The following is a 13,028-nucleotide window of genomic DNA, read 5'->3' on the forward strand; positions in this document are numbered from 1 at the left end:
AAGGAGGCGTTGGTCTCTTGCGTGCTGTTAATTAAAACGTGTAGCGCGCATTGAAGGTGAAGTAACGGCCGTAGGCGTTATGCAAGCCTTCGTTGTAGCCCTCAAGTGGGTACGCTGGATCGTACGGTGCGGCTTTGTCGAACAAGTTCTGGATGTTGATGCCCAGGCTCAGGTTCTTGAAGCCGGTGTACGTATAGCCCAGACCCACGGTGGTCCAGCTGGCGACTTTGCAGTCAGGGAAGGCCGCTTCATAGCCAGGGATCGTGGTATTGCGATCCGGCGCCGCATCGGTTGGCTTCTTCGTGCCGTAGTAGCAGAAAGGCTGGTCGTAGATCTCGGCGCCGTCGCGGTTACGCTTGAGCGATACGCTGCCAACAAAGTTCAGCGAGGCGTTAACGCTATGGTCGCCACGCGTCCAGTTGGTGGTCAGCGAAGCCTTGACCTTCGGCATGTCGGTGCCGGTGGACAGTTGCCAGTCGTAAAGACCTGGACGGGTGCCGGTCACATTGCTGACCGTGTCGCCTTCGTGCTGCTCCAGCTTGTAGCTGTAGACGTAGGTGCCGCGCAAGGCGGTGCTGAGCGAACCCCATTCACCAAGCTTGTTGCGCAGACGCGTTTCAAAGTCCACGCCACGCAGTTCGGTCGAACCCTGGTTGGACCAAGGAGTCTTGACCGACAACAAGGTGCCCGTGCCGGGAATCGGATTGCCGTTCGCATCGGTGATGAAGTTGGCTGGATTCGGATCGCGCAGGACGTTTTCCGGCGCGCGGTCTTCGTTTTTCAGCGCTTCGCTAGCCGTACCCAGCGCCACTTCTTTTTCCTTGCGTACGCGGTACACGTCAACGACAAAGTCGATGTTGGAGGTCGGCGAGTAGATCAGGCCCAGCGAGTAGCTCTTCGACGTTTCCGGCTTCAGGTCCGGATTGGCACCGCCGACGCCAGAGATCGATTTGCTGCAGTCGGCCGTCACGCCACCCGGACGCGGGGTGCTTTCATCTTCCTGGCAGCGTTTCGGATCCCACACGCCGGACAGGAAGAATTGTGCACCGCCTGGCGTCACTTGTGACAATGCCGGGGCGCGGAAACCTTCGGCATACGTGCCGCGGAAGGCCAGCGTATCCGTGGCGGTCCACTTGGCGCCCACTTTCGGCACAAAGTTGGTTTTGATGCCAGGATATTTGTCTACGCGGCCGGCAAAGTCCATCTCGAAGCTCTTGGTGAATGGCGTGCGCAGTTCGACGAAGGCCGACTTGACGTCGCGCTGGCCGTCGATAATGGTATTGGACTGTCCGTAGATCTGGCCGGCGGCGACTGCTGCGTCCGGATCGATACGGATTTTTTCACGGCGCAGTTCGAAACCGACTGCCAGGCCCATGGCCCCGCCACCCAGCTTGCCAAATTCCGTGCTGGCCTTGCCGTCGAGTTGGAAGATTTCCGCTATGCCTACGCTTTGCGGGTCGTAGCCGATGGTCGGATCGGCAGCCAGCTGTGCCAGCGAGGTACCGGTATTGAGCTTGCGCAAGGTTGGCAGGTACAGGCGGCCATATGTTGTTTCATCGCGCTTGGAGCGGTTCCACAGCAGGCCGGTGTCCCAGCTCCAGCCGAAGTGATCGCCTTGCAGGCCAGTCAGCAGGCGCGTGTTCTGGTTGGTCGTCTCCGAGCCGCCGCGCAGGTTTTCAAAGCGGTAGGCGACCGAGGCGCGGGCATTCGTCAGCGGGTTGTCCGGATGACCAATCGGCAGGATGGCCTGGAATGGATCGGCCAAACCCGTCGCCATGTAGTTGGTGACGGAGGTCGTGCCCAGGGTGATCGGTGCTAGCGTGTACGAGCGCACGGAGCGGGTGTAGGCCGCTTCGGCGTAGCCGGTGACGGCGTTGCTGATCTTCAGGGTTCCGCGGCTCAACACGCTGGCATCGCGGCCGTCGCCCTGGCTTTCCAGGAATTTATCTGCATCATAGTTGCAGAAAGTGCGGCCAATGAGGATGCTCGTTGGCAGCAAGCCATCCTTGGTGCCCCCCGTAATGCGTTCCGACGGGTCGCAGCCCAGATTGAACGTCACGCGCTGTGGCGCGTTCGCTTGCGTCACGCCGAAGTTGCGCGAGCCTGGCGACGATTCGCGGTAGACCGTTGCGTATTTCGAGATGGAACTCGAGTAGTTGGAGCGGAAGCGGCCGTTCAAGTCCTGGTAGGTTGAATAAGCGATGTCCTTTGCATCGCGGCGTGCCACGCGGTCGCGCTCGGAAAAGTCGACGGCGGCGAAGATATTGTAGCCGTCGGTGTCCAGGTCGCCCGTGCCGAAGAAACCACTCACATTCTTGCGGCGGAACCGGTCATCGTCGTTGGTGCCAGCATTGCCAGCGATCTGGCCGCCACGATAATTCGATTTGGTGATGAAGTTGATGACGCCGCCGATGGCATCCGAGCCGTAGACGGCCGAAGCGCCGTCTTTCAGGATCTCGACGCGGTCCAGGGCGGACAGCGGGATGCTGTTCAAGTCATACAGGGTGGAGTTGCCGTTGTTCGGGTCGGCGTAGGCCGATGGCGTCATGCGCCGTCCGTTCAGCAGGATCAGGGTGGAGCTTGAACCCAGTCCGCGCAGCGAGGCGGTGGCGACGCCCTTGGCAAAGCCGGAACCGCCGAGCTGGTCCTGATTGGTGTCGGTGCCCATGGATGGCACCAGTTTCATCAGTTCGGCAACGGTCGATGCGCCGCTGTCCTTGATATCCTTGGCGGTAATCACATCGACAGGGGAAGTGCCTTCCTTGTCGGCGCGCTTCAGGTTCGAACCTGTAATGAGAATTTTTTGCAGCGCCGGCTCCTGTGGTGCCAGCTGCGCGTAGACTAATTGCGAGGAAGATAAGGTCAAGGCGACTGCGATCACACTTTGTTTTAAGACTATTTTTTTAAGCAAAATATTCTCCATCGAATTTCAACTGCTGAACACATGGTCGGGCATCGTTGTGCGATGCGCGACTTTCCCGGTCTAGTGGATCGCTTGAGCGATTTTTGTTGCAAAACCGTATAAACAGTATTGCCTAGACCTTTATCAAAACATTTTCGGAAAAGTTGCGCCATGCTTTTTTTCAACATTGTCACGTTGACACAACAGTTTATCTAGATTATTTTTATGCTTACATATTCGGTAAAAAATTGATGGCAGGTAAAAGATTTTATGCTAGGAAATATCCAGAAATTACAAAAGTAGCAATGTCATAAATGCACCATTAACTTTTTAAGTTATTGATTTTTAAGGATTAATTTAAATTATTCCCGCTTGAAAATATTTTTTTCCTGTTTTGCGGATGTCCATTCAAGTTGCAAATTTTTACATTTGTAATATGTTGCAAATGCACCGTTCTGGTGCGGCGACGGAAGCTCTATGACGCACCCGGCTAGGCGAGGTAATATCGGCAAATAATCGCCAATGGATGCTGCGGTGCGCCATTTTCGTGCATAAAAAAAGCCGCCAGCTTTATGCTGGCGGCCATGACTGCATTTACTTTGTGCGTTATTTTTCTGTCGCGGTTACCTGGCGAACGCCTGTGCAGTTGGCGTCACGGTGACCGCTTCCGGCTTGATGTTCAGCTTCATCGCGCCGATGACCTTGTCTTCATCGAGCAGAGCCTGCGGCTTGTTGCCGTCGTACTTGATGGGAGAAAACGCGTCGCTGACGAGTTTTTCCTTCAGGCCGGCCGCATCCTTGGCGACGATCACCACGGACAGGTTCTTCGCCGACAGATGCTGTTTGATGGCGCGGTTGACATCGGCCAGCGTCAGTTTCGTCAAGCCATCACGCATCAGCTTGGTGAACTCCGGCGTGCCATACCATTGCGAATCGAGCGCATAGCCCAGTTGCTGGTCTTGCGTCGACGTCATGACGAACACGTTTTTCATCAGGTAGTCGCGCGTGGTGGCGAAATCGTCCTGCGTCAAGCCGTTGTCGATGAGCTTGCCCAATTCCGTCAGGGCCACGCGCAGGGCGAAGTGGGCGTTGTCCGGCGCCACGGGGCGTATCCAGATTTCGAACAGCTGCGCCTTGCGGCCCAGGTTCGGGTTCGGGAAGAACTGGTACATGCCACGCGGGAAGGCTTCGATGTACGCGTAATCGCCATAGTTCATGCCGCGAATTTCCCGGATGCGCTGGTACAGATAGGAATTCGAGGCGCGGTGCTCGCCCAGCCAGGTCTTCGCCAGCCACAGGGCGGGGAAGTCCGGGTGCGTGCGGGTCACGTCGAGCGGCAGTCCGAAGGAGATGGCCGTGGCGCGCGTGTTCTTTTCGATGATTTCCACTTCCAGTCCCTGTGCCTTGCGGCCCGCGGGTTTTGCGGTGGCTGGCAAGCCGGGGCCGGCCGGCAAGCTTGCCAGCGCCCGCGTCAGCGAGGCCGTCATGGCGTCGGACACATCGCCGGAAATGCCCACCTTGACGGCGCCCTGCGCATACGCGCTCTTCCAGAACTGTTTCACATCGTCCAGGGTGATGGCGTCGATGCCTGCCACCGTGCCCAGCACCGGGTGGCCATACGGCGTACCCGCATACACATTGGTTTGCAGGCGCTCCTTGGCGAACTCTTCTTCGTTATTGTCCTTCAGGTCCAGCAACAGCGCGTTCTTTTGCGCATCCTTCAGACGGCGGAAGTCATCCTCGCGGAAACCGGGCGAGAGCAGCAGTGGCAGGGCGATGGCGTTGAACTGCGTCCAGTTATCCCTGTGGATGGAGCCCGTAAACGTCGTCATTTCCTTGTCCGTCTGCTGGCTGAAGCTGCCGGCGAGCGGGAACAGGGCCTGGTTGACTTCGTCGATCTTGCGTTCGGACGAGCCACCGGACGCCACCATGGCGGCCGTCAGCGCGGCCAGGCCTTCCTTGCCTTTGGGGTCTTGCGCGGAACCGGCCGTAAACAGCAGCTTGTAGCGGATTTGCGGCAGAGCCGACTTTTGCACCAGCACGTCGAACTTGGCGTTCGAGGCGGCCGGCAGCAGGCTGGCCAGCTTCGGCGTGGTGGCGATCACGGCCGCCATCGGCTGGTGCGATAGGGTCGTCACCACCAGGCCGTCATCCGTCAGGTATTTGCGCGCGGCCGCCTGGAGGTCGGCCGGCGTGAGCGTATCGATCAGGCGGTAGTACTGGTTCAGGGTGGCATACGAGCGGTCGAAATGCACGAAGGAAGCCAGGGTGCCGGCGATCTGCTCGGTATTGTCCAAGGTGCGGATCAGACCATATTTTTCGGCTGACTTGGCATCCGCCAGGTCTTTTTCGCTCACTAGCGTGTCGCGCAGCTGCGCCACGGTGGCCAGGATGGCGTCGCGCACGTAGACGGCGTCATCGATGTTTTTCACCCGCGCGCCCAGCACGGCCAGGGTCGGGTCGACACGGTCCGGCGTCATGTCGAACAATTGGTCGACTTTCTGTTCATTCTGCACCAGGCGTTTATACAGCGGCGAGGTTCGGCCGAACGACAGCGACAGCAGGGTCGCCAGCGCCGCCTGGTCCTTGTCCTTCACGGAAAACGCGGGCGCGTGGAAGCCCACGGCTACCCACGGCAGGGTCGGCGTAGGCCAGGCCACATGCTTGTAGACGGGCCCGTGCGGCTTGGGCTCCACGGGCACGGCCGCCTGCTGTTTGCCGCGCTGCCAGCCGCTCCAGTATTTTTCCACCAGCGCGATGGCTTGCTGCGGCTCCACGTCGCCGGCGATGATGATGGTGGTGCGCTCGGGACGGTACCAGCGGTCAAAGAAGACCTTCGAATATGCGTACTGGTTCGGCATGTCTTCGATATCCTGGATAAAACCCATCGTCGTGTGCTTGTAGGTATGCGTCGTGTAGGCGCTGTCGCGCATCACTTCAAACAGTTTCGAGACGGGATTGGCGCTGTTCTTGTTGTATTCGCCCAGCACGGCCCGCGATTCCGTCTTGAACGCATCTTCCGCGTACTCGAGGTGCTGGAAGCGGTCCGCCTCCACCTTCAGCACGGTTTCCAGGTCTTGCTTGGCAAACGTGGTGTGGTAATTGGTCAAGTCGTCGCTGGTATACGCGTTCTGGCGCGCGCCTGCGCGCGTGATGACTTCCTGGTATTTCTCGGGCGGATAGGCCTTGGTGCCGCGGAACATCATGTGTTCAAAAAAATGGGCGAAGCCGGACTTGCCCGGCTCGACTTCATTGCGCGAACCCGTCTGCACGGGAATTTGCAAGGAGACCAGGTTGGGGAAACCGGTCGGCACGATGATGATTTTCAAGCCGTTGGACAGGGTCTTTTCCGTCGCCTTGAATGGCAGCAAATCGGCCTTGCTGGCGGTAGCGCCGTGGGCGGCGGTCGGCTTCACAGGCGCGGCGCCCAGGTTCGACGAGGCCATGGCCGACAGGGCCAGGGCGAAAGCAGGTAATAAAGTGGGCATGATTCTTGACACGAAGGCTCCTTCTTTTTTTGGAATGTGGAAAGTGCAACGCCGCAGCATAGAATATTCATGCCGCCGTGCATAGGGGCAAGTGTTTTGGCAGGTCAGGGCTGGCCCGTCAACGCTGCGCCAGGAACTGGCAAGGCCTGCCGCTGGGGCGGGTGCTTACGGGGGCGTCGTTGCCGGCAGGCTGATGCGGTTGCGGCCCAGGTGCTTGGCGCGGTACAGGGCGCAGTCTGCCGTGTGGATCAGCTGCCCCAGTTCCGTGCCGGGGCCGGGCAGGGCCGTGGCGGCGCCGATGCTGACGGTGACGCAGGCGCCGTCGGGACGCTTGCGCGGCAGTTGCAGCCGCTCCACGCGCTGGCGGATGCGTTCGGCCACGATGGCCGCGCCCTTGAGCGACTGGTTCGGCAGGATGACGGCAAATTCTTCGCCGCCATAGCGGGCCACGAGGTCGTTTGTACGCATCTCGCTGGCCACGGCGCCGGCCACCTTGCGAAGGCACAGGTCGCCACCCTGGTGGCCGTGGCTGTCGTTGTATTCCTTGAAGTTGTCGACATCGACCATCAGCAGCGACAGGGGCTGGCCTTGGCGCCGGGCGCGCTGCCATTCGGCCAGGATGGTGTCATCGAAGCAGCGCCGGTTTGCCAGGCCCGTCAAGCCGTCGCGCGTGGCCAGGCGTTCCAGCTCCACCTGCGCGCGCTTTTCATCGGTCATGTCGCGCAGGGTTTCGACCACGGCGATCAGTTCGTCGCCATTGCCGTAGATGGGGCTGGCATCGACGGCCAGGTAGCGGCGGCGCCCCGTGCGCGGCATGTCGCACCAGTTTTCCGCGCACAGATTGCTGCCCGTGCTGCTGCGGTATTGCTGCTGGAGATGCAGGGCGCGCATGTCGGCGCCGCGCCCGGCCAGCAGCAGGTCGGCCAGCGTGGGGCGCTCGTCATTGTAAAAGCAGCGGCCCGGCTCACGCATGCCCAGCACTTCGGCCGCCGGCGCGCCCGTCAGCTGCTCGCAGGCGCGGTTCCAGATCATCACCCGCCCGTGCACATCGAGGACAAAGGTGGGCACCACCAGCAATTCCATCATCTTGACGGCGAAACCCTGAGCTACTTCGCAGGGCAATGCGCTGGCTTGTGCATGGCTATCCGGCATGTATGCATCCTTCTTGGGCGTGAATGGGGGTGGGCTCTTAGGCCATGTTGCAGCGTGAAGAAAAGACGGTGTTGATCATGAGCAATATTTTCAGCGATGCAGCATCGCTTCGTCCTGACAGCAGCTTGGCAGGGGCAGCGACAGGTGCAAGGTGGTTCCGGCGCCGCTGTGGCTGTCGATGTGCAGGCTGCCGCCAGCGGCGGCCACGCGTTCATGCATGCCGGACAGGCCGCGACCAAGGCGTGGCGGCGAGCCTGACAGCCCGACGCCGTCGTCGCGGATGCGGCAAGTCAGGGTGGCGCCTGCTTGCTGCAGGCGCAGCTGAACATGCGTGGCGCGCGCATGGCGGGCGATATTGGCCAGCGCTTCCTGCAGCGCGTGGTACAGCAAGGGGCCGTGCGCGCAGCCGGCGGCGGCGTCGAGCCGGTAATCGCAGCTGCAGTCTATGCCCGTGCTGCGCTGAAAGTCCACCAGCAAGCCGTCGCACGCCGCTTGCAGGCCAGCATCGAGGGCGGGCGGGCGCAGGTCGTGGATGACGCGGCGCAGCGCCGCAATACTGAGGTCGACATTGCGCGCCATCACGGCCAGGTGTCGTGTCAGCTGGGGCGTCGCGCCATGCGTGTTGGCCTGCAGCATGGACAGGTCGATTTTCAGGGTCAGCAGATGCTGGCCCAGGTCGTCGTGGATGTCGCGCCCGATGCGCAGGCGTTCCTGTTCGCGGGCCTTGTACTGCTCACTGCTCAGGCGCGTCTGCTCGGCGTGCGCACGCAGCTGTTCCTGCACCTGCAGGCGCAGCGCCAGGCGGTGCTGGCGCCACAGCAGCAGGGTCAGCGCACCCAGCAGGGCATCACATGCCGCCATCAAGGTGGCGGGCGTGTCTGTCTGCAGCATCGGCACGGTGTGCAGGGTAGCGAGTGCGCCGGCCGCCAGACAGGCCAGGATGCTCAGGCGGTACGGCAGGAGTAACCAGCGTTGCATCATTTACTCGCTCCCAAAATGTTCTCATCAGGCAATGTTATTACAGAAAATATATTATCTTTGGGCTATTTGTATTGTCTAAGCGCAAAAGCTGCGCAGGTAGGTCTGCCGCTGGAGCTTTCTTGCCCTTTGGTGTCGCAGCGTCAGGTGGCGGCCAAGGCATTTGCACGGGAAGTGTCGTGGCGGCATATAATAGAGGGTTGTCAATCGGCTTTTGCGGTGACGGCGCTGTGCGCCGGCATCGCTGCGTACGCCCTGCGCGAGGACGCCAGCCAGCTCTTAGGAAATACAGTGACTTATAGCATCAAAGAGATTTTTTACACCCTGCAGGGCGAAGGTGCACACGCGGGCCGTCCGGCCGTGTTTTGCCGCTTTTCCGGCTGCAATCTGTGGACGGGCCGCGAAAGCGACCGCGCCACGGCCGTGTGCCAGTTCTGCGACACGGATTTCGTCGGCACGGACGGCGAACTGGGCGGCAAATTCAAGACGCCCGAGGAACTGGCCGCGCTGATCAACAGCCTGTGGCCGGCCAGCTACGCACCGAGCAAATACGTGGTGTTTACGGGCGGCGAACCGCTGCTGCAACTGGACACGGCCCTGATCGACGCCATGCATGCGGTCGGCTTTACGATCGCCATCGAAACCAACGGCACCTTGCCCGTGCCGGCCGGCGTGGACTGGATCTGTGTCAGCCCGAAGATGGGCTCCACCCTGGTCGTGCACAAAGGCAATGAAATCAAGGTCGTCATTCCCCAGTTCCAGCAAGACCTGGCCGCCTACGAAGGGCTCGACTTCGAGAACTTCTTCGTGCAAGCGATGGACGGCCCCCTGGCCGCGCACAACATGCAGCTGGCCATCGAGACGTGCAAAAGCAACCCGAAATGGAAGCTGAGCCTGCAAACCCATAAACTCCTGCAAATACCTTAACAACACCTATGCTGACTATCACACGCAAGCTCGAATTCGACGCGGGCCACCGCATTCCCGACCATAAAAGCCAGTGCCGCAACCTGCACGGCCACCGCTACACGGTGGAAATCACCCTGGTCGGCAAGGTCATCGAAGCGGAAGGCAATTCCGACAATGGCATGATCATGGACTTTTCCGACGTGAAAACCCTCGCCAAGCAGCATCTGGTCGATGTGTGGGATCACGCCTTCCTCGTCTATGAAAAGGATACGGCAGTGCGCGACTTCCTGGCCAGCCTGCCTGACCATAAAACCGTCGTCATCGACCGCATCCCCACAGTGGAAAACCTGGCCCGCATCGCCTTCGAGATCCTGAAAGCGGCGTTTACCGACCATTTCGGCACGGGCTTGCACCTGCATAAACTGGTGCTGCATGAAACGCCAAATTGCTGGGCAGAAGTGACCGATGACTGAAACGCACGCTAGCGCGCAGGACGCGCGCTACATGCAGCTGGCCCTGGAGCAGGCCCAGCACGCGTGGAACCTGGGCGAAGTGCCCGTCGGCGCCGTTGTCGTCAAGGATGGGGAAGTCATCGCCGTCGGCTACAACCAGCCCATCGGCCGCCACGACCCCACGGCGCACGCGGAAGTGATGGCGCTGCGCGCCGCTGCCGAAAAACTGGGCAACTACCGGCTGCCCGGCTGCGAACTGTATGTGACCCTGGAGCCGTGCGTGATGTGCTCGGGCGCCATGCTGCATGCGCGCCTGGCACGCGTGGTGTACGGCGCGGGCGACCCGAAGACGGGCGCCTGCGGTTCCGTGCTGAACCTGTTCGAGCAGCCGGCGCTGAACCACCAGACGGCGATCGAAGGGGGCGTGCTGGCCGACGAGTGCGGCGCCTTCCTCAAGCGTTTCTTTGCCGAGCGCCGCCGCGCGCAGGCGGAAGCGCGCAAGCTGGCCAATCCGCCGGCCTGAGCATGCCCTGACAGGGCAGGGCCGCCACGGCCTTGCTGGTAATGAGCCATGCCTTGCCAGCCACTCCGGCTGGCATTTTTTACAACTGTTGCGCAGTAACATCTATTTATGTCCACATCGTTCTCAAATGAGAATGATTCGTGTTACACTATTGTTTTCGCCAGCAAACTTCCCTTGCGCATCGTTATCGATCTGGGTTCAAGAGCCAGCCTTTACTCTTAGACCGGATCATCATGACTACAGTGCCTTTGCAGCGCACCGCTGCACCCGTCGTACCCCCAGTTTACCTGCCAAACCGTCGCCACAACCTGGTGCTGCGTGCCGCCTTGCTGGGCTTGTTTGCCGCGCCCCTGCTGCCCGTCGCTGCGCAAAACGCCGCCATCAACGCGGGCACGGCGGCGCAGGAACCGGCCAAGCTGCCTGTCTTCCCGGAAATCGTCGTGAATGCCAAGCAGGACTATGAACGCCGCGCCGGTACCAGGACGCTCGTCACGGCGGACGACCTGGAGCGCCGCAATGTCACGGAAATGGGCGGCATCGTGCGCTACCTGCCTTTGATTACCGCGCCAGCGGCCGCCTCGGGCAGCGGCAGCGTGTGGGATGGTTCGGGTAATACCGGTTACAACATTCGCGGCCTGGAAGGCAATCGGGTCAGCCTGGAGCTCGATGGCATTGCGCTGCCCGACGCGGCGCCCAAGCCGGACGGCAACACCCTCAACGCCTTCGCCACGGGCCGTGATTATTTTGACCCGGAAACGTTCCGCGAAGTGCGCATCGATTCGGGCACGACGGCCGCCAGCGGCGCCAATCCGGGCCTGGGCGGCGGCGTGGCCTTCATCACCAAGTCGCCCGAGGATTACCTGGGCGAGGGGCAGGATCATTATGTCTCCTATAAATACGGCCGCGCCACGGCCGACCACAGCAATGCGCACACCCTGACGGGCGCCGCCAGGATCGGCGACAAGCTGCAAGGCCTGGCCGTGTATGTGCACCGTGACGGCGAGCAGACGGACAGCCGCGGCACCACGCCACCTAATCCCGACGACTGGCATTCGAACGCCTTGCTGTCCAAGCTCGTGTGGACCTTGCCGGGTGAACAAAAGCTCGACTTGACGGTCGACATGTTCGAGCGCAAGAACAAGCGCGATCTACGCAGCAAGGTCAGCACGTATTATCCGACAGGCGTGCAGCAGGATTCCACCACCAGGCGCACGCGCGTCAGCCTGGGCCACGACGTGGCGCTCAAGGATTTCGCCCTGTTCGACCGCCTGACGTCGAAAGTGTATCTGCAGAATGCGAAAACCGATGACAAGACGCAAGGCGTCTACACCTTTGGCAGCCCGGCGCAGCGCTCGATCGACACCAGCTTCAAGAACGACAGCATCGGCGTCACGTCCGAAGCGTTCAAGCAGCTCAATGCGGACAACGCGCTGCTGTACGGCGTGCAGCTGGAACAGCTGAAAACGGGCCGTCCGTGGCGTGAAGACCGTCTCATCATCGCCACGGGCCAGCATCAGATCACCAACAAGAACCGCATGGCCGACATGGACACGACCAAGCTGGCCCTGTACGTGCGCGACGACCTCAGCTTTGATCTTGCTGGCAAGAAAGCCGTGCTGACGCCGGGCTTGCGTGCCGACTACCGCAAGGACGCACCGAAAAACCTGCAACGCTACGCCATCGGTGTACCGGGCGCCGCCAAGGAAGTGCGCAAGCAGAGCGACACCTATTTCACGCCCAGCCTGAGCCTGTCCGTGGAAGTCTTGCCGCAAATGAATGCCTACGCCACCATGACGCGCGGCACGCGCCTGCCGACGGCGGCCGAACGCACGGGTACCTATGATTCCATCAGCTATACGGGCACGGGCAAGGGTTATGCCGTGCTGGGCAATGCGAATTTGCGCAAGGAAACCAGCCAGGCCTATGAACTGGGCTTGAAGGGCGACGTCGTCAAGGGCTTGAGCATGCACGCCTCCGTCTACCAGACGGAATACAAAAACATGATCGAGTATGTGATGCAGGAAGATGACCCGGTCAACTATCCCACCATCACCCAGGGCCTGTTCCGCCCTGAAAACATCGGCAATGCGCGCACCTGGGGCGCCGAGCTGACCTTGCGCGCGGAGCTGGGCGCCTGGGCGCCAGCCATGCAGGGTTACCACGTCGACCTGGGCACGGGCGTGGCCAAGGGCCGCTCCTTCAATACCCTGACGGGCGACAGCGGCGGCCTGGCCTCGGTTGCGCCGGCCAAGTCGGCCTTGACCTTCGGCTACGACCATGCGAACGAGCTGTTCGGCCTGGCCCTGACGGCCGTGCATGCGGGCGCAAAACAGGCGCCGAATGACTTGCTGGCGGGCACGACCGCGCCGCGTTTCACCGTGCCGTCGTACACCATCTTCGACTTGTCGACTTACTGGAACGTGCACAAGAACGCGAAGATCGTCGTTGGCGTGTACAACTTGACGGATCGCAAGTACTGGGATTACGCCGCTGCGCGCAGCCTGTCCGCCGGCACCACGGCCGCCAGCCGCGCCGAGATCGAGCGCTACGCCAAGCCTGGCCGCAACGTCGCCGCCAACCTCAGCGTCAATTTCTGATTTTTACCGGGGGAGGGGTGCTTGCCC

8 protein-coding genes are annotated in these 13,028 nt (G+C 61.1%); 4 read left to right on the plus strand and 4 right to left on the minus strand.

The window, feature by feature from the left end; genetic code table 11:
* Positions 1–31 precede the first annotated feature (31 nt).
* The 4 genes from C8C89_RS16860 to C8C89_RS16875 all read right to left on the minus strand — a co-directional run bounded on the left by C8C89_RS16860 (position 32) and on the right by C8C89_RS16875 (position 8,523).
* Positions 32–2,866, minus strand: a complete 2,835-nt coding sequence (locus C8C89_RS16860; protein ID WP_166674774.1) for a TonB-dependent receptor — start codon at positions 2,864–2,866, stop codon at positions 32–34.
* 659 nt (positions 2,867–3,525) lie between these two features.
* Positions 3,526–6,402, minus strand: a complete 2,877-nt coding sequence (locus C8C89_RS16865) for a pitrilysin family protein (protein ID WP_133991213.1) — start codon at positions 6,400–6,402, stop codon at positions 3,526–3,528.
* Positions 6,403–6,555: 153 nt separating this feature from the next.
* Entirely contained in the window at positions 6,556–7,542 is a 987-nt protein-coding gene (locus tag C8C89_RS16870) for a diguanylate cyclase (protein WP_243858050.1), read from the minus strand.
* Between the two features lie 90 nt (positions 7,543–7,632).
* Positions 7,633–8,523, minus strand: a complete 891-nt coding sequence (locus tag C8C89_RS16875) for a sensor histidine kinase (protein WP_133991215.1) — start codon at positions 8,521–8,523, stop codon at positions 7,633–7,635.
* 288 nt (positions 8,524–8,811) lie between these two features.
* Between C8C89_RS16875 and queE the strand changes: the two genes are divergently transcribed.
* The 4 genes from queE to C8C89_RS16895 all read left to right on the plus strand — a co-directional run bounded on the left by queE (position 8,812) and on the right by C8C89_RS16895 (position 13,001).
* Positions 8,812–9,447: a 7-carboxy-7-deazaguanine synthase gene (gene queE / locus C8C89_RS16880; RefSeq protein WP_133991217.1), complete on the plus strand. Its 636-nt coding sequence runs from the start codon at positions 8,812–8,814 to the stop codon at positions 9,445–9,447.
* Positions 9,448–9,455: 8 nt separating this feature from the next.
* Positions 9,456–9,902 (plus strand): 6-carboxytetrahydropterin synthase QueD, encoded by a 447-nt coding sequence (queD, locus tag C8C89_RS16885; protein WP_035819191.1) that lies wholly within the window; start codon positions 9,456–9,458, stop codon positions 9,900–9,902.
* Positions 9,895–10,404 (plus strand): tRNA adenosine(34) deaminase TadA, encoded by a 510-nt coding sequence (gene tadA / locus C8C89_RS16890; protein ID WP_133991219.1) that lies wholly within the window; start codon positions 9,895–9,897, stop codon positions 10,402–10,404. The genes queD and tadA overlap by 8 nt, the downstream gene beginning before the upstream one ends.
* 233 nt (positions 10,405–10,637) lie before the next feature.
* Positions 10,638–13,001 (plus strand): TonB-dependent hemoglobin/transferrin/lactoferrin family receptor, encoded by a 2,364-nt coding sequence (locus tag C8C89_RS16895; RefSeq protein ID WP_133991221.1) that lies wholly within the window; start codon positions 10,638–10,640, stop codon positions 12,999–13,001.
* Positions 13,002–13,028: the final 27 nt, after the last annotated feature.

The sequence above is a fragment of the Janthinobacterium sp. 75 genome (assembly GCF_004365495.1).
Lineage (GTDB): Bacteria > Pseudomonadota > Gammaproteobacteria > Burkholderiales > Burkholderiaceae_D > Janthinobacterium.